The following is a 24549-nucleotide window of genomic DNA, read 5'->3' on the forward strand; positions in this document are numbered from 1 at the left end:
CAGCATTACTGGGACAGCATTAACGAAGTTCAAGAGTTCGCAACGCAATGGATGTATAAATATAACTATGAACGTCCAAATATGGCATTGGGCGGCATTACCCCAAAACAGCGACTGGCCATGGTTGCTTAACTTACTCTACCTCTGAGAGCAGTTAAAAAGGGGAGGATTACCATTGCAAAGCGGGGTTACCCTAAAGTTTTACGAAGTGACAACGGCCCGGAGTTTATTAGTACTATCTTGTTGGAATGGGCTGTAGCCAAAGGTCTACATAACCTACATATTGAACCAGGCAAGCCTTGGCAAAACGGTACTAACGAGAGCTTTAATGGCAAGTTCAGAGATGAATGTTTAGCTTTGAACTGGTTTTACAGCAGGCAGCATGCCAAGGTGATTATTGAAACTTGGCGTAAGCACTACAATTTAATCAGACCGCACTCCAGTTTGGATTATCAAACCCCGCTAGAGTTCGTATCTGAATGGCGTAATAACTTAAACCCTGGAGTCCATGTTTCTAAATGAAAATGGTCCGAAGAAACCAGACAGGTCAGGTCTGATAACCCTATATAAAAGACCCGCTAGCAATCGTTGGCAATGTCGATTTAAGTTATCAACGGGATCTTGGCATGCGGCATCAACTAATCATATTAATATTGATGAGGCCAAACACCAAGCTGGAATAATCCATGCCACAGTTCAGGCAAAGGTAGCCGCTGGATTGTCCGTAACGCAAATCAGCTTTGCCCAGCTGGCCAGAGAAGAGCTGGAAAACATCAAACAAGCTATTCGGGTACATAAGGCTAAACGCACATATGGCAACTATCCTGCCATCATTGATCGTTACCTAATTCCATTCTTTGGTCGCTATGCCATTACCGATATCACCCAAGAATTAGTAGATGACTTTGAGGCTTGGCGAGAAAGCCAAATGGGCAGAAAACCCGCAGCTAGTACTAAACGTTATCACTTGTCCGCATATAGGCGAATCATCAATCTAGCCCAGGCCAAGGGTTTATTAAATAACACCCGAAGCGTTCCAATGCTATCTGCCACAGGCGATAAAGGGCAAGCAAGACCAGCCTTTACAGATCAAGAGATTGCCCACCTAGTAAATTTTATGAAAAGCTGGGAGCAGCAAGGTTATCGACCTCAAAATACCTTAATGAGGCGCTTATTGCGTGTGTATGTGGAGTTCTTGCTCTATACAGGTATCAGGCAGGGTACGGAGTCTTGGCCTATTAGATGGCGGCATCTACAGTGGCATTACATTGGGGAGGAGCGATATCTACGCATCTGGGTGTCTGGTAAAACAGGCCCCAGGTATCTTATTGCCAAACACACATTGATTACCAGTCTTGATAGACTGATTGCTTGGCAGGGCATGGCTTATCCAAACTTAAATGCCGTTATCGAGGCAAGGTTAGATCGAAGGATCTTTGTATTTCCCGATGGAACTTATCCCTATAGTCTGGATGGCACCTTTGCCAACTTGCTACGCGATTGCCACTTACTGAAAGATAGTGCTGGTAAAAATCGCACTTTATATAGCCTAAGACATACCTACGCTACGCAGGCTCTAGCAGAGGGGATTGATATCCATACCTTAGCAAGGCAGATGGGCACTAGCGTAGGAATGATTGAGCGGCATTACAGTAAATTAACAGCAATGATGGCAGCTCATAAGTTGGCGGGGTAGAGCATGCGGTGTCGGTTTAAACCGACACCATATAACGCAGCCGCATATCAATTAATATTTGGTGAATTCAACTACGAAGTGCAACTTTGAACAACTAGGGCTAGTGGCTAAGGATGTTTTAGTATCCAAAGCTTAGGGGCCGGTAAGTCAAAGTAGCCATGACCTATCAACACCTTAGCCAAACTGAACGATATCAGATTTATATCCTTATGAAAGACGGAAAAACCCAAAGCCAGATAGCCCAGCTCCTGGATCGACATAAGTCGACCATTAGCCGAGAGCTTGCTCGCAATACTGGTAATCGGGGTTACCGTCCCAGGCAAGCCTGCCTGTTAGCAGAGGAACGTTCCCAAGGCTCTCGTAATGCCGCCCAAATCACCCCATCTGATTGGGATCAGGCTGTGGAGCGCCTAAAGGACCAATGGAGCCCCGTCCAAATTGCCAATCAGGTTGGTATTAGCATTGAAACCATCTACCGCCATGTGTACGCCGATAAGGCCGCTGGTGGCAGCCTTTACCAGCAGCTGCGCTGCCAAAAGAAACGCAAAAAGCGCTATGCCAGTGGCCGTGACCGGAGGGGTCAGATCGTCGGTAGAAGGCCCATCAGCGAGCGTCCCCAGCACATTGAAGCCAGATCCCAAATCGGCCACTGGGAAGGCGATACCGTCATTGGCGCTGCCCATAAGCAAGCCATCGTGACCTTAGTCGAGCGCAAGAGTGGTTATGCCTTAATAAGCAAAGTGAACAATAAAACCTCAGAGCTTGTCAGTAATGCCATCATTACCAAAATGAATCCCTTAAGCCGACTAGTTAAAACACTGACTTTTGACAACGGAAAAGAATTTGCCGAGCATGCCCGAATTGATGAATCGCTGCAATCAACCACCTACTTTGCAGATCCGTTTGCGAGTTGGCAACGCGGATCCAATGAAAACTTCAATGGTCTGCTGCGTCAATACATCCCTAAAAAGAGACCGCTATCTACTGTGACAGACAAGGAGCTTAGAATGATTGAAACTAAACTGAATAATCGTCCTCGCAAGAGGTTGGGATTTAAAACCCCGAATGAAGTGTTTATGCAGTCCTTAAACCGTGTTGCACTTCGTGTTTGAATCTACGATCTACTGCAATTGACCAATTTTTATTAACATCTATTGATGGTCAAAAAGGGGGATTAGATGTAGATGCCAATTTTTCTGCAGGCTCTGGCGGCGAGATTCGTTCTTTTAACCCCAGCATCACTTTTTATACAGTAGGTATATCTGGATATGATTTACAGGCAAACTATGGCGGTACTTTATATCTTGTTGATCAACAATTAAATAATGCTAGCGTGTTAAAAGATATAAACGCCAAGGCAAGTAATTACCAGGCTAAAAAACCAAACTAGAGAGCCGAACGAATAAATCCTGCGTTGTTATATTTAATTTTTTTCCTTGAATTTAATTAAGCAATTTCGTGAGTATGATCTCTACTTTAAAAGCGCTACTCTGGGTTTAATCTGTGCGTATAGCTGGCGTTGTGATAAAAGAATCCGTAATCAAATCTTGATAGGGAAAAAATGAAACACAAACTATTTGCAGCAATGTTGATTATTTTTTCTACGGCATCTCATGCTCAGATTCTGGATGCCATTACTGGCCATGCTCGTGATATTCGCTCTCGCTTTACTGAGCATCAGGTAATTAAGGGGGCAGTCCTTAAGAAGGGGGATATTGACGTTTTGGCAAAGGGCCAGGACATGATTCACAGCTCGTCAGGTACATGGAGCGTGATTCGAGTGGGCAATGATCTCTTTTTGCAATCTGGAGAAAACTTCCGATCAAGTCCAGGACCAGATTATCACGTCTACGTTAGCAAAGACCCTGCTATTAAAGATAATGAACAGTTTAGTAAAGCGCAAATTGAGGTCGGTAGACTGCTTAAGCCCAATGGTGCGGCGTATTACAAGCTCACGACAGATGATCTCGATAGCATCAATAGCGTTTTAATTTGGTGCAAGCAATTTAAAGAGTACATTGGCTCCGCTGATTTAAAGTAATAAAAATAGGTTGCGCTAAATTTTTCATGTCAGCAAAACCTCATTCATTTTTCAGGAGGTATCCATGTTGATAGTCACATCAATAATTGCCGCTGTTTTAACCATCATCTTTATCAAGTTATCCTTTGCCGTCATTAAATGGAGAAGAAAGCACAAAGTTGCATTAGGAAATGGCGGCTTTGACGACCTAGAGAGGGCGATTCGGGCTCAAGCCAACTTCTCGGAGTATGTACCGCTAGGCATCATTTTAATTGCTTGCTTAGAGCTTAATGGTGCACCATGGTGGCTAGTAAGCGCACTAGGCATTACCTTAATCGTAGGGCGCTTAATTCATGCTGTGGGTATTCAGACACCACCCCCAGATTTCAGTAAGCGTGTACTAGGCATGCAATTTACTTTCAATACTTTAATAGCTCTAGTAGTAGTAAATCTAGGTTGGTCTTTTTACTTATTTATTCAGTAAGACGCTTATTTATCGACCATGCATTTAGTGATGTCAGTAGAACCCATCTAGTACGTCGTTCATTTGATGTTAGGCCAATCGTTACTACACAAATCTCGACTCAGGAGTTAATTTTGCCTAAGCCGGTGAGCTTAGTAGGCACTCCATCAGCAAGTTCTTTGTGCTCAATGCTATTGAAATCGTGCGGAGTAGCTTAAGAGCTTTCACATTTACGGCTTGTATCTATTTCGCAATTTAAGCTGTGAGTAGCCAATAGTGTCACCAGCATGGTTACGAATATTTTTTATCAAGGCAGCAACAGCAGATTGCTTTGCTAGCCCGGTAGGCATGGCCAGAAAAAAGGTTTCAATATTCAGTGGGATAAAATGTAATTTGTATTCTTTAGCAACATGATGAAGTCCTAAACCCGCATCAGCAATATTTGCCAAAATTGCGGTAGCTACGGCGCTATGGGTAAACTCTTCGTGTTGATAGCCTTTAATTTGTTTACTAGCAATTCCTTGGGCCTCCAATAAATTATCAAGCATAAGCCTTGTTCCAGCCCCTTTTTGGCGATTAATAAACCTCACCTCAGGCCGTGCTAAATCACGAATGGTCTTTATTTTGTGGGGATTTCCCTTGGCAACAATTAATCCTTGCTCTCGTTTCATGACGGGTATGGCATCTATTCCTTGCTGCTTCAGTTCTAGGTAGATAGCCTTGATGCTTCCCTCATCAGGAACATGAAATCCAGCAATATCAGATTTACCGGCAATCAGGCTCTCAAGAGATTGTCCGGATCCCATAGTCCTTAGTTCAAAATTAGCTGATTTGCTAATGAGCTTCTCTATGATGGGGTCACTACTAGCAGCTATTTTCCACTTACTATTCAGTTGATTGGTAATGGTCATTAACTGTTCTTGAAGTTTTATCGCCTCACTAGGGAAGAGGGCGCTAAATCTATCCTCTAATTGCTTTGTGGACCCTAATAGCAGTTCGCCTGCTGCTGATAACTTACTTCCATGGCCTTTAACGGAATCGAGAAGCGCGATCCCCAATTCTTTTTCAGCTAACTTGAGATGATTCCATATCGTTCGATAGGAAATTCCTGCGGATTGGGCGGCAATAGTCATACTTTTACCCTCTTTAATGCCACTTAATAGCTCAATGACCCAAGCGAGGTCAATGGATGAGGGCTTGCCCCCGACAGTACTTATCAGAGAGATGCTGGGCTTGATCTTAATTCGCATATGTAATTATTTGCATATTGAGTAATAACTATCAAACATGGATGATAACAATCTTATTAATAAGGGACTGCCATGCTTAAAACATCTTTCTTGCGCCATGTAACTGCTTCGCTAGCTTTTGCATGCATTGCTACTACTTCTACCTATGCTATTGCTCAAAAGAACATCATTGTTTCTTCTACAACTTCGACTGAACAGTCTGGGCTATTTGGACACATTCTGCCTCCTTTTGAAAAGAAAACTGGCATTTCGGTCAAGGTGGTAGCGGTTGGTACCGGTCAGGCGCTGGATATCGGCCGTCGTGGTGATGCTGATGTCGTGTTTGTGCACGATAAGGTGGCCGAAGAAAAGTTTGTGAACGAAGGTTTTGCAGACAAGCGTATTGAGGTCATGTACAACGACTTTGTTCTTATTGGACCAAAGTCTGACCCCGCCAAAATTGAAGGTGGTAAGGATATTAAAGTGGCTCTTCAAAAAATTGCTGATAGCAAGTCCACTTTTGCTTCAAGAGGCGATAAGAGTGGCACTCATGCAGCAGAATTGCGCTACTGGAAAGATGCTGGTGTAGATATTGCTCCCGGATCTGCTTGGTATAAAGAAACAGGCTCTGGCATGGGCCCAGCATTAAATACTGCTTCTGCTATGAATGCGTACATTTTGAGTGATAGGGCAACCTGGCTGACCTTCAAAAATCGAGGTGATTTAGCCATTTTGGTTCAAGGCGACCCTAAGTTATTTAATCAATATGGCGTGATGTTAGTTAGCGCTGCCAAGTATCCGCAGGTAAAGAAAGCAGAAGGACAGGCATTTATTGATTGGCTGATATCAAAAGAGGGTCAAGATACGATTGCATCTTATAAAGTTGCTGGTGAGCAATCGTTCTTTCCTAATGCCAAGAAGTAATTAATAAATAAATGCTCATTATGACAATATCTATACGAATCGGCCTTATTGCTTTACTTTCTTTATTTGGATTGCATGCTATGGCGCAAACAGAGATAAAACCATTTGCTGTCTATGGTAATGGCTCTAATGTATTTAAATTAGCTACCGGTAGTCCAGGGGAATTAGGTTTGCTAGAAAAACTAGGCGATGCGTTTGGTAAAAAAGAGAATGCCAAGATGGAGTGGATTAAAGCTGGTAGTGGTGCGTCCTTAAATATGCTCAAGAATAAGCAAGTAGATATGATCATGGTTCATGCTCCTGAAGCAGTTAATAAAGCCTTAGCGGAAGGGTGGGCTAGTAATAGAACTTTGATTGGCTCTAATGAGTTTTATATTGTCGGCCCTAAAAGTGATCCAGCAAAAATTAAAACGGCTCGTAGCGGAGCGGATGCTTATGCCAAGATTGCCAAAGCACAGGTAAATTTTATTTCTCGTGGTGATAAGAGTGGAACGCATGTAAAAGAAATGGATATATGGAAAAAGGCTGATATCACTCCATCGGGTAATTGGTACATCGTAACCAATGATTTTATGACTGCCTCATTGAAAAGAGCAAACGATGAAAATGCTTACTTCATGACTGATAGCAGTACTTGGGTGGCTGAAAAGGCTATAGCACCAAAACTAGAAATCCAATATCGAGGCGATAAGTTCTTGGTCAATACTTATGATGCTTTGGTAGCTCCGGCAGGCAGTACTTCAGGTAGGGACACTGCCGCTAAATTTGTTCAGTTTGTCGCATCTCCTGAAGGGCAAAAGATTATTCATGACTATGGCAAAGATAAGTATCCTGAGCCACTTTATAATGATGCAGTCTATGCAAAGCAGTATATCTATTAAGGAAACGTATGAAACTCAATGTCGCTCTTAGCGCCCGCAATCAACTCCAAGGCACTATTAAAGTAATTAAGATGGGTCAAACCACATCCCATTTAAAGATTGATATCGGCGGTCATATTGTTACTTCATCTGTAACTAATGAGGCGGTCGAAGAATTGGCGCTAAAGGTTGGTGATACTGTTTGGGCAATTATTAAAGCCTCCGATGTGATGATTGCGAAGTAAACCACTTCAATATCTTCCTGTTTTCTGTGCTGTGCTTGTCATTAGACTGGCTCTGCCCCGGAGTTGTTCGATTGGTTATTTATTAATTTATAAATATAAGTAAGCAAGCTTTGTCTTTACTACTTTTTGAGATTGCACACTATGGCGCAATCAGAGATTAAAACTATTTTCTTTTTATGGTGATTGATCGTAGCTATCTAACATGGCTACTAGAAATCTAGAGGAATTAGATTTGCTAAAAATGCCAAGATGAATTGGATTACAGCACTCGATGGAGTCTTCCAAATAGGCTCAAGAGAAAGCAAGCAAATAGGATCATGAGTTCTGTCTTGTGCACTGTAATTTTTCAAGTGCTAAATTCGTATGTGGTATTGTTGTTTTTTATCAGCAATCATTAGTCTTGCTCTGCAAGCATCATCGATCATCCATCATTAAGCTAGCAGGTGTTCAATCTAGCAATAACTCCTCAGCGTTGTTAATTTTTTTAGGAGGTAGGTATGAAAGTAGGCCTTATTGGTTTTGGAAAAACAGGTCGAGCAGTTGCCACTGTTTTGCTCGAATCGAAATCTACAAACTTACAGTGGGTTGTCAGGCAATCGACCACACTCGAGCATCGTTCTGTTCCTGAGTTTTTAGGAATACAGTCTGACGAACCTGGACTTATCTATTCTAAGGATGAATTTACTGCAGATCAGCTGCTAGACCACATGCCAGTAGATGTCATTATTGACTTTTCTCACGAAACGGGAATTGATTACTACGCACAAGCTGCTGCCAAGCGCGGCATCACAATCGTTAGTGCGGTTTCGCAGTATGAGCCTGCCGCGCTTGCAAAGCTCAAAGATCTCAGTGATAAAACGATTGTGATGCATTCACCGAACATCACCCTAGGCATTAACTTTCTGATGATTGCTGCAAAGATACTAAAAAATATTGCACCTTATACCGATATTGAAATCATTGAAGAGCACTTCAAGAATAAATCCGAAGTCTCCGGTACCGCTAAGGTCATAGCGAGAGAGCTTGGTTTAGCGGAGGATGCGATTAAGACAGTCAGAGCAGGTGGCATTATTGGTACTCATGAAATCTTATTCGGCTTTCCGTATCAAACTGTTCGACTCAAGCATGAGGCCATTTCACGCGAAGCTTTTGGTAATGGCATTTTGTTTGCCGTTGAGCAGCTCAACGGAAAGTCAAAAGGCTTTTACTCCATGGAGGATTTATTGCTACCTTACTTCAAGCTTCAGGAAAATGAAGAGCAAAATATCTTGGAGAATAGAAGGCCTTGGTGGAAATTTTGGATTGAAAATGAGCAACGCTCAAAATGAAGTGTTAATACATCTGACTACTGCCGATAACACTCATCATCTAATCTAATGAGGCTCCAGATTGTTTAACAATCTTTGCCCAACGCGTAATGTCTTCCTGTAGCAGCTTTCCAAATTCGCTCGGCGTCATATTAGAAAGCTCTACACCAGATGCTTGAAGCTTCTCCTTTGAATCGGGATTAGCTAAAGTAGTTTGTAATTTGCTTGTCATATTTTTGCAACATATTTCGATATAATTGGAAATATGAAGAATATTGAGGCAATTTCCGCATTCCTTGCGCTAGGGCAAGAATCCCGCTTAAATGTATTTCGTTTAATAGTGCAGCGAGGAGAGTCTGGACTGACTCCTAGTCAAATCATTAAAAAATTAGGTATTCCGAATGCTACGCTGAGCTTTCATTTAAAAGAATTAACCCAAGCTAATTTACTGATAGTTGAGCGCCAAAGTCGAAATCTTATTTATAGGCCTAATGCCGAGTTGGTGCAAAGCTTGAGTAGTTTTTTACTCGAAAACTGTTGTGGAGGGAAGTCTTGCTTGCCCGAGAAAAAACGCAAGAAAGTAAAAGTAATATGAAATGCTACAACATCCGCTTTGTATATACCCATCATTCAGCGCGCTCTATTTTAGGCAAGTCATTGGCGTCTACTCAACCAAGCGACAGGTTTGTGGGTTTTTTAGCCGAGACCTCGCCAGGTACCTCTGTTAATCCTATTGCATCGCAAATGGATTTTATGGTTACTGTTTGTGATGATGCAGCAGGTAGGCAATCCCCATGGCCTCGTCCTAATGTAACAGCGCATTGGGGATTTCCTGATCCTTTAAAAGTACAGGGTTCTGAATTCGAAAAAAAGACTGCCTTTGTGGATGCGATGAACAGTTTAAAAATGAGTAGATATTTTGGCCTCAATGACTTTGGAGAGATTAGATTCCTTGAGTTTAAAAAATACTCATGCAATAGTATGAAAAATATTATTAGTGAATTTATTGGAACCGCTTTATTGCTCGCCATTGTTGCCGGCTCAGGATTAATGGGTGAGTCTCTAGGCGCGGGTAATGATGCTGTCGCTTTGCTGGGTAATAGTATTGCGACTGGCGCTGGTTTGTATGTGCTCATAACATTACTGGGGCCCATTTCAGGGGCACACTTTAATCCAGTGGTATCTGCTATGTTTTGGCAGTTAGGCTACATCAAAACCAGTCAAATGCTAGCCTATTGGTTGCGGCAGTTGACAGGGGCTGTAATTGGTATTTGGGTGACGCATTGGATGTTCAGTCTACCGATCATGCAGGTTTCTAGCAATATCAGAACTGGTAGCGGCATGTGGGTAAGTGAATTTATCTCCACATTAGTATTATTGGTGGTAATTCGACTTGGGGATCAGGGGGCTAAGGATAAAGTTCCCATGCTTGTGGCATTAACGGTAGTGGCGGGGTATTGGTTTACCTCATCTACCTTCTTTGCAAACCCTGCTGTAGCGATTGCCAGAAGCTTAACCAATACCTTTGTTGGCATTGCTCCCGCGGATGTCAGTGGTTTTATTGTTGCTGAAACGCTAGCAGCTATTATTTTTATCGCTTTATTTTGCCGCAAAGTAGGAAGAACAAAACCGAACCGCAGCATGTGATCAATTCACATCTGTGCGTATCCATTGTCACCAGCAGCCACCAGAGTGATCTAGGGTGCCGATAAAAAACTTAATCTTCTAATAAGCTCCTTAGCATCCACGCTGTTTTTTCATGGATATCTAAACGTTGAGTGAGTACATCAGCAGTTGGCTGATCATTGGCAATAGCGACTACCGGAAATAATTTACGTGCTGTCTTGGCAGTAGCCTCTTGTGCTTTTACCAAGTGCCTTATCATTTCTTCAGCTTTGGGGACACCCTTGATCTCTTTAATGGTGGCACGTTTTACAAATTCACCATAAGTACCAGGTGCAGGGTAGCCTAGCGCCCGAATTCTTTCGGCAATCGTATCTAATGCTATCCACTGTTCGCTGTACTGCGCCATAAACATATTGTGCAGGGTATTAAATTGTGGACCCTTCACATTCCAGTGAAAGTTATGTGTCATTAGATAGAGCGTATAGCTGTCAGCGAGCAGGTTACAAAGACCTTCTGCAATCTTTTTTCTATTTAACTCTGATATACCAATGTCGATGCCCATACTTTTGTTCTTCATAGTTGCCATATATAGCCCTTGATCTTGTCTTCATTCATCTTAACAACTAAAGGCCATTAAAAGTGGCTCATTCACTAACAACCCTCAGGTTAAGGACCTTTATCTCTATATATCAATTAATGTATAAAGAAAACACTTTTAAGTATTTGGTGAAATATAGATTGCCTTTGACAATCAGAGGCTATGTACAAATATGACAGCATTGACCAAACCCTTGTGGACCAACGAGTTTCCCAATTTCGCGAGCAGGTTGGCCGTCGCTTAAATGGTGCTTTGGGTGAGGATGAGTTCAAGCCACTGCGATTACAGAACGGCCTGTATCTTCAACGCCATGCCTATATGCTGCGTGTGGCCATTCCTTACGGCTTGCTCAGTAGTGATCAGTTAAGAGCATTAGCAGCGATCTCTGAAAAGTACGATCGTGGGTATGGCCACTTTACGACCCGTCAAAATATTCAATTTAACTGGGTCTCCTTGGAAGAGACTCCGAATATATTGGCTGAGCTTGCCAAGGTAGAGATGCATGCCATACAGACCTCAGGAAACTGCATTCGTAATATTACAAGCGATGCATATGCAGGCGTTGCGGCTGATGAATATGTTGACCCGCGTCCTATTTGTGAGCTGTTACGTCAATGGTCAACACTACACCCTGAGTTCGCCCATTTGCCTCGCAAATTCAAGTTTGCTATTAATGGTGCGAAAGAGGACCGAACAGTTTTGCTCTGTCATGACGTCGGGATTGAATTAAACATCAACGCAGCTGGCGAGCTATTAGTGGATTTATATGCTGGTGGTGGTATGGGTCGAACACCTATTTTAGGTGCTCTGATTAAGCAGGGTTTGCCATGGCAACTGCTACCAAGTTATCTCACGGCCTTACTAAGAACATACAACCGCTTTGGACGTCGCGATAATTTATATAAAGCACGCATCAAAATATTAGTTAAAGCCCTGGGGCCAGAGGAGTTCGCGCGGCAGGTAGAGACAGAATGGAGTCACATTAAACATGGTGATGATCACTTTACTATTGCTGAATGGGACCGAGTAGCCCAGTACTTTACAAAACCTGCTTACAAAACACTCACTCAAGTTCCGCTCAATGATGTAATCGACATTGCTCCTGATCAGGATCGAGCACATTTTACGCGCTGGTTAGAGCGTAATATCAGGCCACATCAGGTGCCGGGTTATGTCAGCGTCTTGCTCTCTTTAAAGCCTCATGGCACTGTTGCACCAGGAGATGCAACTACCGCGCAGATGCTAGCAATAGCGGACTTAGCGGATCTATATAGTTTTGGCGAGTTACGGGTAACGCATGAACAGAATCTGGTACTTGCTGACGTTGAGCAAAGTCAGTTATTGAGTTTATGGCAGGCTGCTAAAAACCACTTCATCGCATTGCCGAATATTGGTTTACTCACCGATATCATTGCTTGTCCTGGTGGCGACTTTTGTTCTTTAGCGAATGCTAAGTCATTGCCTATTGCAAAGGCCATACAGGAGCGTTTTGATGATCTTGATTATCTCTTTGATTTGGGGGGGATTTCTTTAAATATTTCCGGGTGTATTAATTCATGTGGTCATCACCATGTGGGTAATATTGGCATTTTGGGGGTCGATAAAGATGGTCAAGAGTGGTATCAAATCACGCTTGGTGGCGAGCAAGGATATGCTGCAGCCATTGGAAAGGTGATCGGCCCCGCCTTTAGCGCCGATGACATCCCAGACGTTATTGCACGCATTATTAACTCCTATGTTGATCAAAGATTGGATGGGGAGACTTTCATTCAAGCCTTTAGCCGACTGGGAATGCCGCCTTTTAAGGAGGCGGCATATCAGCAGATAAGTAAGCTCAAGATTGCTAGCCAGGAGCGTGGGGCATGATGGCACAGTCCAAACACATCCTCTCTTTTCCAAAAGATGGAAAACCGGCACTGATACCCAATGAGTGGCAAATTTGTTATGCGGGTGCAGAAAATGAGGACTTACTACATTCTGATTGGGGTGTTCATAAAGTATTACTACCATTTTCGTGGTGGCAAGCACACTTTAATTCAGGCAATACGAGCTCTGCGCTAGTAGCAAAAGTGAAGCAAGGCCATATAGGTGTTTGGTTTTCTGCTGAGGAGGATATTTTGCAGCACTCAGCATTAATCGAAACCGGTAAGTCACTATGGCCTATTGTGGCTTCACACTTTCCTATTTTTAGGGATGGAAGAAGTTTTAGCACTGCAGCCTTACTACGAGAGCGCTTTCAATGGCAGGGCGAGGTTCGGGCAATTGGCGATGTATTGATTGACCAACTAATACAGGGTGCGCGAGTAGGGTTTGATGCTTTTGACTTGCGCCCAGATCAGAGCCTGGATACTGCCTTACAACAACTTAATGTATTCCCCGTAAGCATGCAGAACAGTTGGCGCAATAAACGCACATTAATCGAAGCGCATGCCGATCGGTTTTTGAAATCATGAGCACCAATAAAAATGACTTAGCAACCCTGGGTAAAGTATTTCTTGTTGGCGCTGGGCCTGGCGCGGCAGATCTGATTACGGTTCGCGGTGCCAAATTATTAGCTCAAGCGGATATCGTATTTTATGATTCTTTGGTTGAACCTGAAATGCTAGCACTTTGTCCTCAGGCTATCTTAGTACCAGTAGGCAAACGTTGTGGCAAGCTATCCTCGGCGCAGTATTTTATTAATAAGCGGTTGGTAGATGCGGCTCATCAATATTCCATGATCGTTAGACTAAAGGGAGGCGATCCGATGCTTTTTGGCAGGGCTGACGAAGAGCTTAGCGCTTTAAAAAATGCCGGTATCGAAGTTGGGGTAGTGCCCGGTATTACTGCTGCATTGGCAGCCGCAGCGTCGCTTGGGCAGTCTTTAACCTTACGTGGAGTCAGTAGAAGCGTTGCTTTTGTTACCTTAGCGCAAGGGGAGGACAGTACACCATCTGTCCAACCCATCAGCACTCCTGCCGCAGATACACTGATTTATTACATGGGCCGAAAGGATGCTGTAAAGATTGCCCACCAATTGATTGAGCATTCCTCCAATCAAACTCGAGATACTCCTGTATTTATTTTGGAGTCCGTCAGTACGACCAGAGAGCGGAAATGGTCTGGCACTCTAGGAGAATTGGCGATTGGAAAAGCTGGCCCTTGGTTTAATAGCGCCTCACCGGCATTAATTATGATTGGATCCGCTTTTAGCAAAGCCGACCAGTGCGTAGAAAACTTAGAGGTGCTTGATACCAAACTTGACAATCGCTTGCAGGACAGTTTCACTCTCACCAACAGCCGGCGTTGCGCTTAAGCTTATATCTGGGTATTGACGTCTACAAGCCTCCAGAAGGACTGGAAAATCATTGCGTAAATGCCCGCCTTGACCAAAAAATACAGGCACGATTGTGATGCTGGTCGCTCCTTTGGCGCAAAGTAATCCTATTGCATTCTCGAGGGAGGGCTCCATCAACTCTAAAAAGGCAAGCTCTACGGGGGTGCTAGGAATCTGTTGGCTCCATAGCGCTGCTAAACGATCAAAGGGTTCGCGCCAACGCATATCACGTGCGCCATGTCCAAATAAGATGAGTGCTTTCATAAGATATCGTTATTTTAGGGTGAATTTGGTATTTAAAGACCTGTTTGTATTTATACTGACTTTTGATAATGTTATGGTTAATTTTTAATGGGAGACGTTTGTGAATAGTCAATTGACCAAAAGCTGTTTTGTTGCCGCCACCATTTTGTTCGGCGCTGCCAATGTGAGCGCTGCTAGTCCAACACTTGATAAGATCAAGTCGTCAGGCACGGTGACCATGGGTGTGCGCGAATCCTCTATTCCAATGTCTTATACAACCGGTGATAGCCGCTTCGATGGTTACCATGTTGAAATCTGCCGCATGATTTTGGCGGACATTAAATCAAACTTAGGCCTCAGCACTTTACGGATTAATTATCAGCCAGTCACTTCTCAAAATCGCGTACCTTTAGTTCAAAATGGCACTGTTGATATTGAGTGCGGTACGACAACCAATAATACTGCGCGCGCCAAAACTGTTGGCTTTGCTAATACGCTTTACGTTGAAGAGGTCCGAATTGCCGTAAGGGCCAACTCGGGTATTACGTCGATTGCGCAGTTGAACGGAAAAAAAGTAGCCACCACTACTGGCACGACATCCGTTCAGTTATTGCGCAAGAATGAAAAAGCGACCGGCGTTAACTTTGATGAAGTGTTTGGCAAGGACCATGCAGACAGCTTTTTATTACTTGAGTCTGGTCGTGCTGATGCATTTGTGATGGATGGTTCCATTTTGGCTGGCAACATCGCTAATTCCAAAAATCCAAAGGATTTCAAAATTGTTGGTGAAGTACTAGCAACAGAGCCTATTGCAATTATGGTGCCTAAAAATGATCCAGAATTTATGGCTGCCGTAAATGCATCTATTGCAAAAATAGTTGCTAACGGCAATATGCCCAAGCTGTGGGATAAGTGGTTCTTAAAGCCTATTCCACCTAAGAATATTGTGGTTGGACTCGAGTTATCTCCTGCAACTAAAAATGCTTGGGCGAACCTCAATGACAAGCCTGCGGAAGATTATCAAAAGTAGTAATTTTAAAATAAGCGCCTTATATGTCTTTAGATTTAGGTATTTTTTGTAAAAATACCTTGGATGGAGAAGCGGTAGAACACTGCTTCTCCGCTGTTTTTGGCCTTGCTCAAAACAGTGATCCTAGTTACCTGGATTGGTTGTTAAAAGCCTGGGGTTGGACCTTAGCGGTCGCCGGCCTTGGTTTAGTGATTGCCTTGATTTTGGGCGCACTCATGGGTACACTGCGCACCCTTCCCAATAGCAGTAATTTGAATAACGTATTAGTGAGACTTTCTACAGCCTGGGTAGAGCTATTTAGAAACATCCCTATTCTGGTTCAGGTATTTCTCTGGTACCACGTGATTCCAGCTTTCATCACTCCTCTTAAAGAGCTGCCATCGTATTGGTTGGTCAGCATTGCGCTTGGGTTTTTTACTTCGGCGCGCATTGCAGAGCAGGTGAGGGCTGGTATTGGTGCATTGCCCAGCGGTCAGAGGGCAGCTGCTACCGCACTCGGTTTAACCACGGCGCAAAGTTATCGCTTCATCATTTTGCCTATGGCGCTGCGAATTATCATTCCGCCTCTGACATCAGAGTGTATGAATCTAGTGAAGAATTCTTCGGTGGCCTTTGCAGTTTCGGTACCCGAGCTCACATTATTTGCCATGCAGGCACAAGAGGAGACCTCTAAAGGAGTAGAGGTCTACTTGGCTGTCACACTACTGTATGCGTTGACCGCCTTCTCAGTAAACCGGGTAATGGCATATATTGAAAAAAGAAGCCGCGTTCCAGGATTTATTGTTTCCAACGATGCGAGTTTGGCTCATTAATGGATGGCACTTTATTTAGCCTAGATCTTAGTTTTTATAACTGGGAGCTGTTTACCAATTACATTCTCAAGGGCCTGTTATTTAGCTTGCAGTTGACACTTTTTGCTACGGTGGGCGGGATTATATTTGGGACATTTCTGGCTTTAATGAGGTTATCTGGCCGCTCAGTATTGGTTTATCCAGCCACCTTTTATGTCAACACTATGCGGTCCATCCCGCTAGTCATGGTGATTCTTTGGTTTTTCTTGCTCATTCCGCTTTTGATTGGCCGGCCGATAGGTGCAGACCTTTCGGCTACGATCACCTTTATTGCTTTTGAGGCAGCGTTTTTTTCAGAAATTGTGCGTGCTGGCATCCAGTCGGTACCCAAGGGCCAGACTTATGCTGCTCAAGCGATGGGGATGTCTTACAGTCAAAATATGCGATTTATTGTGTTGCCACAAGCATTTAGAAATATGATTCCGGTATTCATGACGCAGACCATTATTTTGTTTCAAGACACTTCGTTGGTTTATGCGATTGGTGCCTATGACTTGCTCAAGGGATTTGAGATTGCCGGTAAAAATTATGGTCGTCCTATTGAGACTTATATCTTGGCTGCGGTAACTTATTTCTTGATTTGCTTTTCTTTGTCGAAATTGGTGCGCAGAATGCAGGCTAAAGTCGCCATCATTCGTTAAATATTTTTTAAATGGTCTAGATCATTATGATTGAACTTCAACACGTCTCTAAATGGTATGGCGCTTTTCAGGTGCTTACTGACTGTACGACCACAATTAATCAGGGTGAAGTGGTGGTCATTTGTGGCCCCTCCGGATCTGGTAAGTCCACCCTGATTAAAACCATGAATGCCCTAGAGCCATTTCAGGAAGGCGAAATTACGGTTGATGGTGTGAATTTGCACGATCCCAAAACTAAGCTACCAAAGCTCCGGGCAAGAGTGGGTATGGTGTTTCAGAATTTTGAACTCTTTCCGCATCTCAGCGTTACTGAAAATTTGACGCTTGCCCAAATTCAAGTGCTCAATAGATCGGCTGACGAGGCCAAGGTACAAGGCTTAAAGTATCTGGATCGAGTTGGGCTTATTGCTCAAAAAGATAAATTCCCAGGTCAGCTTTCGGGTGGTCAGCAGCAACGGGTTGCAATTGCCCGTGCCTTAAGTATGGATCCCATCGTGATGTTATTTGATGAGCCAACTTCAGCCCTAGATCCCGAGATGGTTGGCGAGGTCTTGGATGTCATGGTAAATCTTGCTAATGAAGGAATGACAATGTGCTGTGTAACCCATGAGATGGGTTTTGCACGCAAGGTTGGAAATCGAGTCATTTTCATGGATCACGGTCGCATCATCGAAGACTGTACTAAAGAAGAATTTTTTGGCAACCCAGATGCGCGCTCACCAAGAGCAAAAGATTTTTTGTCTAAGATACTGGCGCATTAATTCAGGGCTTTTTAACTTTCAGATACCCATCTCTGTAAATACCTCTTTGGCGCAACGAAAGCTATCGATTGCTGCGGGCACTCCACAATAAATAGCTGTTTGTAAAAAGATCTCTTGAATATCTTCCTTGCTTAAGCCGTTATTGATAGCGCCCTTGATATGAAGTTTGAGCTCATGAGGGCGATTTAATGCGGTAATCATTGATAAATTGATAATGCTGCGGGTACGGCGATCTAAGCCAGGACGATTCCAAATTTCATTCCAGCAGTACTCTGTCACCAATTCTTGCATTGGCATATTAAATGCATCTGCATTTTCAATGGACTGATCAACATACTCGGCCCCCAATACTTCACGACGGGTTTTTAAGCCCTTTTCAAATGCCTCTTTGTTCATGAATTTCTCCTTTATTTCTTGCGTGTTATGGATACCTCAATATTGCCACTATTCATAGAGGATTGTTTGCCATAAAATTCGATACATGAATATTATTAATCTGCCTGCATTATTACTATCCGTTTTTACTTTGCTAGGACTATCAGCGTGTAGCACTGATAAGCTAGAGGCTCGACTTCAGGCGGATCCTCAATGTAAATCTGTGATGAATCAGAAAACAGGAGCTCTGATGCCTTGTCCTGGATCAGATAAGGCATTCTATAAGTCAATTCCTTCGCTTAACCCAGTGCCGCCCAAGACAGCGGTAGTGCTTACTTCTGGCTCTCAGGCTTCACCCAACTTGCAGTCAGATTCTGCAAAGCCCAGCGCGATGCCCCTTGAGTGCAAGCCTCAGTTACACCAAAAATCTGGGAGCTTGATGCCTTGCCCAGCTCCTTAGCCTTTGTCGAGGGGTATGATGGTCTGTCTGACTTTATTGGCAGGCCAATTTTTATTGTCAATCCTTATCAGTAAGCTTCCTTAGCAATCTATTCCACCGGATCCCCTTATGAAAATACTTCGCACCTCCATTGCAGCAGTAACAACGGTAATACTGGTAACAGCGTGTAGTAATACGCCTAAATTAGCTAGTCAGCCAATGCCCAAATCAGGCTTTCTACCAAACTATGCTCTTTTAGTGCCGATGGCCACCAGTGAGTCAGATACGCGCATCTGGAGATATCGTAAAGAGGGTGTCAATCCTGGAATGTACAAGGCGGTGATTCTCGATCCGATCTATCTAAATCAAGGCGCTACTAAAGAAGTGACTGCTGAGGCAATCAATCAGGCAAAAGTTGCACTACAAGCCTCCATGGTCGAGGCTGTCAGTAGTCGCGGCAATATCCAAATTGTCAGTCAGCCCGGCCCAGGTGTAGCCCGTATTTCAGTGGGTATTACGGGTGCCGAGAGTTCGACGGACAGTTTGCAGCCTTGGAGCTTCACTCCGGTAGGCCTGGCCTTAAATGCTGCCGCCTTTGCGGGCGGTGTTAATTCTAAGACTCCTGCCATGTTAGTAGAAAGCAAAATTACCGATAGCCAATCCAAAGAAGTTATTGGTGAGGGCCTAGTGACCATTCAGGGCGAATCTTTCAGAACGGGTGGGGGTTCAGTAGAGTCATTTGTAGCAATGGCTAAAAAGGTGGTTCGCGTTGCTATGGAGACTGCAGCCAATACAAGTGCTACTAACGCTTCCGCTACCTCTAAATGAATCCACAGACATTGCGGTAATGGCGAACAGCTAGTCAGTTCAATTTCTATTTTTTAGGGTATTCGAGATGACTTTTATCATTCCGGGATTTCATGAGCAAATTATGACCGTGCCGTCCTCTGATGGCCCGATCAATATTGCCTGCCAAACTGCTGGCTCAGGACCTGCTCTATTGTTGTTGCATGGATTTCCTCAAACAAAAGCCATTTGGCATCGAGTAGCCCCTGAGCTGGCAAAGTCTTTTTCAGTAGTAGTGGCCGATCTTCGCGGCTATGGGGCTTCATCTAAGCCCGAGGGTCAAGAAGACCACTCCACCTACTCAAAAAAGGCTATGGCAGGAGATCAGCATGCCCTCATGCAATCATTGGGTCATGCTAAATTTTTCTTGTTAGGCCATGATCGCGGGGGTAGGGTGGCGCATCGCTTAGCAGTAGATTTTCCAGATAGCGTTGAGCGCTTAATGTTGCTTGATATTTCTCCTACGCTGACAATGTATGAGAATACGTCGATGGCCTTTGCCAAAGGTTACTGGCATTGGTTTTTCCTGATTCAGCCTTATCCTGTGCCAGAGACTTTAATTGGCGCTAATCCAGAGTATTGGCTAAAAAATCATATGGGACGTCATGGAGGCACCCAGATATTTGACCCACAGTGTTGGGCTGAATATCTGAAGGGTGCTAGCGATCCTGAATCAATGCACGCGATGTGCGAAGATTATCGGGCTGCCGCTACCATTGACCTAGTTCATGATCGAGCAGATCGCTTGTTGGGTAAAAAGTTATTGATGCCACTGCGAGTAATTTGGGGTAGTAATGGTTTAGTCAATCAATGTTTCTCGCCGCTGGATGACTGGAGGATAGTCGCAGAAGATGTTTCTGGCACGACCTGCGATTGCGGACATTACATCCCAGAAGAGCTTCCTGAAATGCTGATCAAAGAGGTTAAGCAGTTTTTTGTAGCTCGGCCTGAAGTCTAGTCACTTTGCTAACTTTGGAAGATTTTTAGAGTGCGCCGGCCATCGGAATGCAATATGAGGGTCAAGCTTTAAAAGCGACTGGTCCTTACCCTCATAATGAACTCGCGACAAGAGATCTCGAATAAGATTCAGATGGGTTAATTTTTTATCGTTAGCGTCAATAATGGTCCAAGGCGCATCTTCGCTATTGGTCTTTCTTAACATTTCATCGCGTGCATCGGAATAGGCATCCCATCTTTGCTGAGCTTGCTGATCTATGGGGCTAATTTTCCACTGTTTGAGAGGATCCTGAGCGCGCTCCAGTAGGCGAGCTGATTGCTCTTCCTTAGTGATGTCTAGGTAATATTTAATAATCTGAATATCGGATTGAACCAAGAGGGATTCAAATGTATTAACGGTGGACATGAATTGCTGATGTTGATCAGCCGTACAAAATCCCATAACCTTTTCAACCCCAGCCCTGTTATACCAACTACGATTGAACAGTACGCACTCTCTAGCCAATGGTAATTGCGCTACGTATCTTTGAAAATACCACTCATCTGCTTCGCGAGAGGAGGGTTTGTTGAGGGCGACTACTCTAGTATCGCGTGGACTCAAATGTTCAGTAATCCTTTTAATGCTGCCATCTTTGCCGGCGGCATCCCTTCCTTCGAGGATAACTAATAGGCGAGTACCTTGATGAATGATTTCTCGCTGGAGTTTGACGAGCTCAATTTGCAACAACCGTAAATCTGCCTCATAAGCGTTCCCCTTGCTTGGGTTTTTACTCATGGGCAGTTTTACTCAATACCCTACTAATTATGTGGCGCTTGTATTTACGATTGCTTTATTAGCCACCGTCTTTTTAGCCGTAACCTTTTTAGCAGGTGCTTTCTTAGCTGCCACCTTTTTAGCCGCTACTTTTTTCACCGGCGCTTTTTTTGCCGCCACTTTTTTAGCTGCTATTTTTTTGACGGGAGTTTTTTTCGCAGGCGATTGCGCTTCTAGCTTATCAAGTGCCTTGGCTAATTTATCGATGAGTTTTTCTCTATCAGACTCTAGTTTGTCGAGTTTTTTTAATAGTTGTTTTACTAATTTCTTTTGGCTCATGATTTATTCCTATTCTTGAAGTTCAATATAGTCAGTTGTTTTCCGACTCAAGATCATCCTACGTTTTATTGTGGATACTTTCAAGCATTTGTGACAGATTTAGATACTTTTAGATACTTTGTTCTGGCCAGCTGTCAGAAAGATTTAGCTCATAGCGACGCATCAATCGGCGATGATTTTCAGTATTTTTGATTGCGACATCAAAAGCAGCTTGGGCTCGTAGGGCCCCCATGAAAACATTCACAATAAAAAAACTCCAGATAAAACGCTAGTCTGGAGTTTTGCTATGAAAGAGAAGATCTCTCTACAAGAAATTTATTCTGGATGGAAATTATTGCTCGCCATAAAACTAATAGTCCGTTCAAAACCGAGAATACGGATATAGCGCCAAGCGATATCTCGATATTTTCTATCTAAATAAGCTATTGCGACTTCAGGATCATTCCCCTTGGATAAGTCGATCTCTTGAATTGCGCGGGCCCAGCGTTTTAGTCTTGTTGACATGATTGTTGCCTCCATGAGCATACAACGCCTACAAAAGTGGCTGAGATGACAGGAAATACGATTATTTTTCAATATTTGACAAAAACAGCGCTAAAAGGCGGTTATTTCATGATTTAGGGCTCCCAGCCTCCTTTTTTAAAGCTTTAGCACGTGCCTTAATGGGCTTGAGGAAAGCAAGTAAACAGATAAAACCAATCGTCCCAAGAGTGGTTTCCAGGGTGGCCATCCAAAAATTGGCGCCGGTTTCTAAAATTCGAACGAGGCCTTCAGTGATGTAGAGCAATACCAGCATGGAAGCCCACTGCATGGTGTAAATATTGCCTTTCCATAGCCCAGGAATAGCGAATAGCAGGGGAATGGCTTTTAAGATGAGCCAGGATCCCCCTGGCCTGAGCGGGGAGATGAACCATTCCCATGCGACGCATAGAATAAATAGGTCAACAAAAGCAGCCGTTGCAATGAGTTGATAGGGGTTTTTGGCCAGCCATTGCTTGATCATTTGGAGCCTAGGGTCAATTTAAGAGCGGTTTGTGCAAGACGCTTTCCTTGGGCTCTTGCAAGGCGCTGTTCTTCTGGACTAATAGGCGCACGGCCGTCAGCATGGGCTAAGTGGGTAAGTCCATACGGGCTGCCACCAGTCGTTGTGCTCATGAGATCAGGCTCACTGTAGGGGAGGCCCATGATCATCATGCCATGGTGAAGAAGTGGAATCATCATGGTGAGCAGGGTGCTTTCTTGGCCTCCGTGCAGGCTTCCAGTACTAGTAAAGACACAGGCAGGCTTGCCAATGAGGGCGCCATTAAGCCACTCTGATGAGCTGCCATCCCAAAAATATTTCATGGGGGCAGCCATATTGCCAAAACGCGTTGGGGAGCCTAGGGCCAGCCCAATACATTCCTGAAGATCCGTATATTCAGCATAAGGGGCGCCATCCGAGGGCACTGCTGACTCGGTTGCCTCGCACACGGTAGAAATGGCTGGGACAGTTCTTAGCCTTGCATTGGCTCCTGGTACGCTTTCAATACCCTCGGCGATAAAGCGTGCTAGGTCACGGGTAGCACCATAGCGGGAGTAGTACAACACCAAAATATCTGCTTGACTCATCTTCATCTCTTGTTCGTTATCTTTTATGATGTGGGCAATGCGCCTCATCCGTAATCCTCAATTATGGCTCTCTCTTGCAAAAGAGATCCGGGAGCGCAACCGTGGTCAAAATCTCAAGCAAATTGCTGCTAGCTTAGCCTTCACAACAACCCTGGCTTTGGTTCCTATGCTGACGGTAGCGTCTATTCTTATTGGGTATTTGCCCAGCGTGATCCGAATTAAGTACGCATTTCAGGGGTGGCTACTAGATTCCTATATGCCGGGAGGCTTAAACCAACAGGTATTTAATTATTTGGATAGCTTTTCTTCTCAGGCCAAAGGGTTAACTGTGATTGGACTGATTGGCTTGGTGATTACCACCATCATGACAATGGGGGTGATTGAGAGCGCCTTCAACCAAATATTTCGGGTGGTGGAAAAGCGGCCCATTTTGAGAAAGATTGCGATCTACTCCGCTGCAACAATCTTGGGGCCCATACTGCTGGGTGTAGGTACTTATCTCAGCGGTCTGATGCTCGGTGCAGTAGAGGGCTGGATAGAATCACTAACCTTTGGCTTCAGTTTAATAGCCACCACGGTACCGGTCTTATTGGAGATGGCCGTTTTTTCAGTGGCTTACAAAATATTGCCGTATACAAAAATTCAGTGGCGTGACGCGTTCGGTGGGGCTTTTTTTGCAACGGTCACTTTCGAGCTGATGAAATTTGGATTTGCACTATTTTTGACTAATGTGGCCTTCTATAAAACCGTATACGGCGCCTTCGCCATTTTCCCCTTGGTCCTCATTTGGATTTATTTAACCTGGTGGATTACCTTAGCCGGTGCAGTATTGGTATCGAATTTGCCCAGTCTCCGAAGTGGCTTTATTAGGGTTATTCGTTACTAAATCTGCCTGTTTCCGCCTTGATTCTGCCAAGGCTTGAGCATATATTGTATTAATAGACTGTTATCTGGAGATTAAATGAAAGTTCATGACATATTGCGTCTAAAGGGCAGTACGCTCTTTACAGTGGCTCCTGATACTGCCCTCCAGACTGCTGTCTTGGTGATGAGTGAGCATGACATTGGTTCATTAGTGGTGATGGATTACGACAGGCTGGCGGGAATTCTGACTTTTCGCGAGGTAATTGCTGCCTTAGCTCGGCACCATGGCAAGCTGGATGACATCAAAGTGCATTCGGTGATGAACGCTAATCCGCTCACTTGCAATATGGAAACTGAGATAGATGAAGTTCGGCGCATGATGCTGGTTGATCATGCCCGCTATCTGCCGGTCATTGACCAAAAAATGTTGATGGGCGTCATTTCTTTTTATGACGTCGCTAAATCGGTAGTTGAAGCACAGGACTTTGAAAACTCGATGCTCAAGGCCTACATCCGTGATTGGCCTGAAGATACTGAAAAAGCCCCAGCTCAGTAGG

Annotated in this window: 34 protein-coding genes and 1 pseudogene; 25 read left to right on the forward strand and 10 right to left on the reverse strand. The window is 44.0% G+C overall.

What is annotated here, in order from left to right:
- The 7 genes and pseudogenes from B0G85_RS00005 to B0G85_RS00035 form a co-directional block, all read left to right on the forward strand.
- Nucleotides 1–132, forward strand: a 132-nt coding sequence (locus tag B0G85_RS00005) for an integrase core domain-containing protein (RefSeq protein WP_157799255.1), incomplete at its 5' end; no start/stop codon positions are given.
- Nucleotides 133–174: 42 nt separating this feature from the next.
- Nucleotides 175–468, forward strand: a pseudogene (locus B0G85_RS00010) (integrase core domain-containing protein); the annotation flags it as partial.
- Between the two features lie 40 nt (nt 469–508).
- Entirely contained in the window at nt 509–1696 is a 1188-nt protein-coding gene (locus B0G85_RS00015) for a tyrosine-type recombinase/integrase (RefSeq protein ID WP_100378416.1), read from the forward strand.
- 158 nt (nt 1697–1854) lie between these two features.
- Entirely contained in the window at nt 1855–2808 is a 954-nt protein-coding gene (locus B0G85_RS00020) for an IS30 family transposase (RefSeq protein WP_100378417.1), read from the forward strand.
- Nucleotides 2805–3086 (forward strand): hypothetical protein, encoded by a 282-nt coding sequence (locus tag B0G85_RS00025; protein ID WP_232725872.1) that lies wholly within the window; start codon nt 2805–2807, stop codon nt 3084–3086. Before B0G85_RS00020 ends, B0G85_RS00025 begins: the two co-directional genes overlap by 4 nt.
- A gap of 171 nt (nt 3087–3257) precedes the next feature.
- Entirely contained in the window at nt 3258–3737 is a 480-nt protein-coding gene (locus B0G85_RS00030) for a DM13 domain-containing protein (RefSeq protein ID WP_100378418.1), read from the forward strand.
- A gap of 64 nt (nt 3738–3801) precedes the next feature.
- Complete coding sequence (locus B0G85_RS00035) at nt 3802–4200, forward strand: MAPEG family protein (RefSeq protein ID WP_100378419.1); 399 nt, start codon at nt 3802–3804, stop codon at nt 4198–4200.
- A gap of 209 nt (nt 4201–4409) precedes the next feature.
- Here the strand turns inward: B0G85_RS00035 and B0G85_RS00040 are convergent, their stop codons facing one another.
- A complete protein-coding gene (locus B0G85_RS00040; protein ID WP_100378420.1) occupies nt 4410–5429 on the reverse strand; it encodes a substrate-binding domain-containing protein in 1020 nt (339 codons plus the stop codon).
- Nucleotides 5430–5501: 72 nt separating this feature from the next.
- Between B0G85_RS00040 and B0G85_RS00045 the strand changes: the two genes are divergently transcribed.
- From B0G85_RS00045 to B0G85_RS00060, 4 genes are all read left to right on the forward strand, one after another.
- The gene (locus B0G85_RS00045; RefSeq protein ID WP_100378421.1) at nt 5502–6332 is read left to right on the forward strand and encodes an ABC transporter substrate-binding protein; all 831 of its coding nucleotides are present in this window, start codon (nt 5502–5504) and stop codon (nt 6330–6332) included.
- A 20-nt stretch (nt 6333–6352) separates the two neighbouring features.
- Complete coding sequence (locus B0G85_RS00050) at nt 6353–7213, forward strand: ABC transporter substrate-binding protein (protein ID WP_100379110.1); 861 nt, start codon at nt 6353–6355, stop codon at nt 7211–7213.
- A gap of 8 nt (nt 7214–7221) precedes the next feature.
- Nucleotides 7222–7437: a TOBE domain-containing protein gene (locus tag B0G85_RS00055; protein ID WP_100378422.1), complete on the forward strand. Its 216-nt coding sequence runs from the start codon at nt 7222–7224 to the stop codon at nt 7435–7437.
- A 497-nt stretch (nt 7438–7934) separates the two neighbouring features.
- On the forward strand, nt 7935–8765 hold the full coding sequence (locus tag B0G85_RS00060; RefSeq protein WP_100378423.1) for a 4-hydroxy-tetrahydrodipicolinate reductase: 831 nt from the start codon (nt 7935–7937) through the stop codon (nt 8763–8765).
- A gap of 40 nt (nt 8766–8805) precedes the next feature.
- Here B0G85_RS00060 and B0G85_RS10215 read toward each other — a convergent pair whose 3' ends face one another.
- Nucleotides 8806–8976, reverse strand: coding sequence for a tripartite tricarboxylate transporter substrate-binding protein (locus B0G85_RS10215; RefSeq protein WP_157799257.1), 171 nt, complete (start codon nt 8974–8976; stop codon nt 8806–8808).
- Between the two features lie 33 nt (nt 8977–9009).
- Between B0G85_RS10215 and B0G85_RS00065 the strand changes: the two genes are divergently transcribed.
- Nucleotides 9010–9339, forward strand: a complete 330-nt coding sequence (locus B0G85_RS00065; RefSeq protein ID WP_100378424.1) for an ArsR/SmtB family transcription factor — start codon at nt 9010–9012, stop codon at nt 9337–9339.
- Entirely contained in the window at nt 9336–10391 is a 1056-nt protein-coding gene (locus tag B0G85_RS10330) for an aquaporin (protein WP_232725873.1), read from the forward strand. The genes B0G85_RS00065 and B0G85_RS10330 overlap by 4 nt, the downstream gene beginning before the upstream one ends.
- A 70-nt stretch (nt 10392–10461) precedes the next feature.
- Here B0G85_RS10330 and B0G85_RS00075 read toward each other — a convergent pair whose 3' ends face one another.
- Nucleotides 10462–10947: a Dps family protein gene (locus B0G85_RS00075; protein WP_198508693.1), complete on the reverse strand. Its 486-nt coding sequence runs from the start codon at nt 10945–10947 to the stop codon at nt 10462–10464.
- Nucleotides 10948–11130: 183 nt separating this feature from the next.
- Here B0G85_RS00075 and B0G85_RS00080 point away from each other — a divergent pair, with 183 nt between their 5' ends.
- From B0G85_RS00080 to cobA, 3 genes are read left to right on the forward strand one after another with little or no spacing between them, the layout of a single operon-like run.
- A complete protein-coding gene (locus B0G85_RS00080) occupies nt 11131–12834 on the forward strand; it encodes a nitrite/sulfite reductase (RefSeq protein ID WP_100378426.1) in 1704 nt (567 codons plus the stop codon).
- Nucleotides 12831–13421, forward strand: coding sequence for a DUF934 domain-containing protein (locus tag B0G85_RS00085; RefSeq protein WP_100378427.1), 591 nt, complete (start codon nt 12831–12833; stop codon nt 13419–13421). Before B0G85_RS00080 ends, B0G85_RS00085 begins: the two co-directional genes overlap by 4 nt.
- Nucleotides 13418–14263, forward strand: a complete 846-nt coding sequence (cobA, locus tag B0G85_RS00090; protein ID WP_100378428.1) for a uroporphyrinogen-III C-methyltransferase — start codon at nt 13418–13420, stop codon at nt 14261–14263. The genes B0G85_RS00085 and cobA overlap by 4 nt, the downstream gene beginning before the upstream one ends.
- Here cobA and B0G85_RS00095 read toward each other — a convergent pair.
- Entirely contained in the window at nt 14186–14548 is a 363-nt protein-coding gene (locus tag B0G85_RS00095) for a sirohydrochlorin chelatase (RefSeq protein ID WP_100378429.1), read from the reverse strand. The two genes, cobA and B0G85_RS00095, sit on opposite strands and share 78 nt — an antisense overlap.
- A 112-nt stretch (nt 14549–14660) precedes the next feature.
- On the opposite strand from B0G85_RS00095, the gene B0G85_RS00100 reads away from it, so the two are divergent.
- From B0G85_RS00100 to B0G85_RS00115, 4 genes are read left to right on the forward strand one after another with little or no spacing between them, the layout of a single operon-like run.
- Nucleotides 14661–15557: an amino acid ABC transporter substrate-binding protein gene (locus B0G85_RS00100; RefSeq protein ID WP_415836311.1), complete on the forward strand. Its 897-nt coding sequence runs from the start codon at nt 14661–14663 to the stop codon at nt 15555–15557.
- Nucleotides 15558–15580: 23 nt separating this feature from the next.
- Complete coding sequence (locus tag B0G85_RS00105; RefSeq protein ID WP_100378430.1) at nt 15581–16369, forward strand: amino acid ABC transporter permease; 789 nt, start codon at nt 15581–15583, stop codon at nt 16367–16369.
- Nucleotides 16369–17049, forward strand: a complete 681-nt coding sequence (locus B0G85_RS00110) for an amino acid ABC transporter permease (RefSeq protein ID WP_100378431.1) — start codon at nt 16369–16371, stop codon at nt 17047–17049. Before B0G85_RS00105 ends, B0G85_RS00110 begins: the two co-directional genes overlap by 1 nt.
- Before the next feature lie 26 nt (nt 17050–17075).
- Nucleotides 17076–17810, forward strand: coding sequence for an amino acid ABC transporter ATP-binding protein (locus tag B0G85_RS00115; protein WP_100378432.1), 735 nt, complete (start codon nt 17076–17078; stop codon nt 17808–17810).
- 18 nt (nt 17811–17828) lie between these two features.
- Here the strand turns inward: B0G85_RS00115 and B0G85_RS00120 are convergent, their stop codons facing one another.
- Nucleotides 17829–18206, reverse strand: coding sequence for a carboxymuconolactone decarboxylase family protein (locus B0G85_RS00120; protein ID WP_100378433.1), 378 nt, complete (start codon nt 18204–18206; stop codon nt 17829–17831).
- Nucleotides 18207–18291: 85 nt separating this feature from the next.
- Between B0G85_RS00120 and B0G85_RS00125 the strand changes: the two genes are divergently transcribed.
- The 3 genes from B0G85_RS00125 (at nt 18292) to B0G85_RS00135 (ending at nt 20428) form a co-directional block, all read left to right on the forward strand.
- Complete coding sequence (locus B0G85_RS00125; RefSeq protein ID WP_100378434.1) at nt 18292–18645, forward strand: hypothetical protein; 354 nt, start codon at nt 18292–18294, stop codon at nt 18643–18645.
- A 108-nt stretch (nt 18646–18753) separates the two neighbouring features.
- Entirely contained in the window at nt 18754–19452 is a 699-nt protein-coding gene (locus tag B0G85_RS00130; RefSeq protein ID WP_100378435.1) for a DUF3313 domain-containing protein, read from the forward strand.
- Between the two features lie 67 nt (nt 19453–19519).
- Nucleotides 19520–20428 carry an alpha/beta fold hydrolase gene (locus B0G85_RS00135; RefSeq protein ID WP_100378436.1) on the forward strand — a complete coding sequence of 303 codons (909 nt, stop codon included), beginning with the start codon at nt 19520–19522 and terminating at the stop codon, nt 20426–20428.
- On the opposite strand, the gene ppk2 is transcribed toward B0G85_RS00135, so the two are convergent.
- From ppk2 to wrbA, 5 genes are all read right to left on the reverse strand, one after another.
- Nucleotides 20429–21202: a polyphosphate kinase 2 gene (ppk2, locus tag B0G85_RS00140; protein WP_100378437.1), complete on the reverse strand. Its 774-nt coding sequence runs from the start codon at nt 21200–21202 to the stop codon at nt 20429–20431.
- Nucleotides 21203–21229: 27 nt separating this feature from the next.
- Complete coding sequence (locus B0G85_RS00145) at nt 21230–21520, reverse strand: serine/threonine protein kinase (protein WP_100378438.1); 291 nt, start codon at nt 21518–21520, stop codon at nt 21230–21232.
- Nucleotides 21521–21835: 315 nt separating this feature from the next.
- Nucleotides 21836–22024, reverse strand: coding sequence for a hypothetical protein (locus B0G85_RS00150; protein WP_157799258.1), 189 nt, complete (start codon nt 22022–22024; stop codon nt 21836–21838).
- A 106-nt stretch (nt 22025–22130) separates the two neighbouring features.
- The gene (locus tag B0G85_RS00155) at nt 22131–22523 is read right to left on the reverse strand and encodes a DUF2069 domain-containing protein (RefSeq protein ID WP_100378440.1); all 393 of its coding nucleotides are present in this window, start codon (nt 22521–22523) and stop codon (nt 22131–22133) included.
- Entirely contained in the window at nt 22520–23128 is a 609-nt protein-coding gene (wrbA, locus tag B0G85_RS00160) for an NAD(P)H:quinone oxidoreductase (RefSeq protein ID WP_100379113.1), read from the reverse strand. The genes B0G85_RS00155 and wrbA overlap by 4 nt, the downstream gene beginning before the upstream one ends.
- Before the next feature lie 37 nt (nt 23129–23165).
- Between wrbA and B0G85_RS00165 the strand changes: the two genes are divergently transcribed.
- Entirely contained in the window at nt 23166–24014 is an 849-nt protein-coding gene (locus B0G85_RS00165) for a YihY family inner membrane protein (RefSeq protein ID WP_100379114.1), read from the forward strand.
- 75 nt (nt 24015–24089) lie between these two features.
- Nucleotides 24090–24548 carry a CBS domain-containing protein gene (locus B0G85_RS00170; protein ID WP_100378441.1) on the forward strand — a complete coding sequence of 153 codons (459 nt, stop codon included), beginning with the start codon at nt 24090–24092 and terminating at the stop codon, nt 24546–24548.
- Nucleotide 24549 lies beyond the last annotated feature (1 nt).

The sequence above is a fragment of the Polynucleobacter brandtiae genome (genome assembly GCF_002797575.1).
GTDB lineage: Bacteria > Pseudomonadota > Gammaproteobacteria > Burkholderiales > Burkholderiaceae > Polynucleobacter > Polynucleobacter brandtiae.

Coding starts and splice junctions, on each gene's coding strand:
- B0G85_RS00015 (WP_100378416.1), top strand. CDS start 509: ATGTTTCTAAATGAAAATGGTCCGAAGAAACCAGACAGGTCAGGTCTG.
- B0G85_RS00020 (WP_100378417.1), top strand. CDS start 1,855: ATGACCTATCAACACCTTAGCCAAACTGAACGATATCAGATTTATATC.
- B0G85_RS00030 (WP_100378418.1), top strand. CDS start 3,258: ATGAAACACAAACTATTTGCAGCAATGTTGATTATTTTTTCTACGGCA.
- B0G85_RS00035 (WP_100378419.1), top strand. CDS start 3,802: ATGTTGATAGTCACATCAATAATTGCCGCTGTTTTAACCATCATCTTT.
- B0G85_RS00040 (WP_100378420.1), bottom strand. CDS start 5,429: ATGCGAATTAAGATCAAGCCCAGCATCTCTCTGATAAGTACTGTCGGG.
- B0G85_RS00045 (WP_100378421.1), top strand. CDS start 5,502: ATGCTTAAAACATCTTTCTTGCGCCATGTAACTGCTTCGCTAGCTTTT.
- B0G85_RS00050 (WP_100379110.1), top strand. CDS start 6,353: ATGACAATATCTATACGAATCGGCCTTATTGCTTTACTTTCTTTATTT.
- B0G85_RS00055 (WP_100378422.1), top strand. CDS start 7,222: ATGAAACTCAATGTCGCTCTTAGCGCCCGCAATCAACTCCAAGGCACT.
- B0G85_RS00060 (WP_100378423.1), top strand. CDS start 7,935: ATGAAAGTAGGCCTTATTGGTTTTGGAAAAACAGGTCGAGCAGTTGCC.
- B0G85_RS10215 (WP_157799257.1), bottom strand. CDS start 8,976: ATGACAAGCAAATTACAAACTACTTTAGCTAATCCCGATTCAAAGGAG.
- B0G85_RS00065 (WP_100378424.1), top strand. CDS start 9,010: ATGAAGAATATTGAGGCAATTTCCGCATTCCTTGCGCTAGGGCAAGAA.
- B0G85_RS10330 (WP_232725873.1), top strand. CDS start 9,336: ATGAAATGCTACAACATCCGCTTTGTATATACCCATCATTCAGCGCGC.
- B0G85_RS00075 (WP_198508693.1), bottom strand. CDS start 10,947: ATGAAGAACAAAAGTATGGGCATCGACATTGGTATATCAGAGTTAAAT.
- B0G85_RS00080 (WP_100378426.1), top strand. CDS start 11,131: ATGTACAAATATGACAGCATTGACCAAACCCTTGTGGACCAACGAGTT.
- B0G85_RS00085 (WP_100378427.1), top strand. CDS start 12,831: ATGATGGCACAGTCCAAACACATCCTCTCTTTTCCAAAAGATGGAAAA.
- cobA (WP_100378428.1), top strand. CDS start 13,418: ATGAGCACCAATAAAAATGACTTAGCAACCCTGGGTAAAGTATTTCTT.
- B0G85_RS00095 (WP_100378429.1), bottom strand. CDS start 14,548: ATGAAAGCACTCATCTTATTTGGACATGGCGCACGTGATATGCGTTGG.
- B0G85_RS00105 (WP_100378430.1), top strand. CDS start 15,581: ATGTCTTTAGATTTAGGTATTTTTTGTAAAAATACCTTGGATGGAGAA.
- B0G85_RS00110 (WP_100378431.1), top strand. CDS start 16,369: ATGGATGGCACTTTATTTAGCCTAGATCTTAGTTTTTATAACTGGGAG.
- B0G85_RS00115 (WP_100378432.1), top strand. CDS start 17,076: ATGATTGAACTTCAACACGTCTCTAAATGGTATGGCGCTTTTCAGGTG.
- B0G85_RS00120 (WP_100378433.1), bottom strand. CDS start 18,206: ATGAACAAAGAGGCATTTGAAAAGGGCTTAAAAACCCGTCGTGAAGTA.
- B0G85_RS00125 (WP_100378434.1), top strand. CDS start 18,292: ATGAATATTATTAATCTGCCTGCATTATTACTATCCGTTTTTACTTTG.
- B0G85_RS00130 (WP_100378435.1), top strand. CDS start 18,754: ATGAAAATACTTCGCACCTCCATTGCAGCAGTAACAACGGTAATACTG.
- B0G85_RS00135 (WP_100378436.1), top strand. CDS start 19,520: ATGACTTTTATCATTCCGGGATTTCATGAGCAAATTATGACCGTGCCG.
- ppk2 (WP_100378437.1), bottom strand. CDS start 21,202: ATGAGTAAAAACCCAAGCAAGGGGAACGCTTATGAGGCAGATTTACGG.
- B0G85_RS00145 (WP_100378438.1), bottom strand. CDS start 21,520: ATGAGCCAAAAGAAATTAGTAAAACAACTATTAAAAAAACTCGACAAA.
- B0G85_RS00150 (WP_157799258.1), bottom strand. CDS start 22,024: ATGTCAACAAGACTAAAACGCTGGGCCCGCGCAATTCAAGAGATCGAC.
- B0G85_RS00155 (WP_100378440.1), bottom strand. CDS start 22,523: ATGATCAAGCAATGGCTGGCCAAAAACCCCTATCAACTCATTGCAACG.
- wrbA (WP_100379113.1), bottom strand. CDS start 23,128: ATGAGTCAAGCAGATATTTTGGTGTTGTACTACTCCCGCTATGGTGCT.
- B0G85_RS00165 (WP_100379114.1), top strand. CDS start 23,166: ATGCGCCTCATCCGTAATCCTCAATTATGGCTCTCTCTTGCAAAAGAG.
- B0G85_RS00170 (WP_100378441.1), top strand. CDS start 24,090: ATGAAAGTTCATGACATATTGCGTCTAAAGGGCAGTACGCTCTTTACA.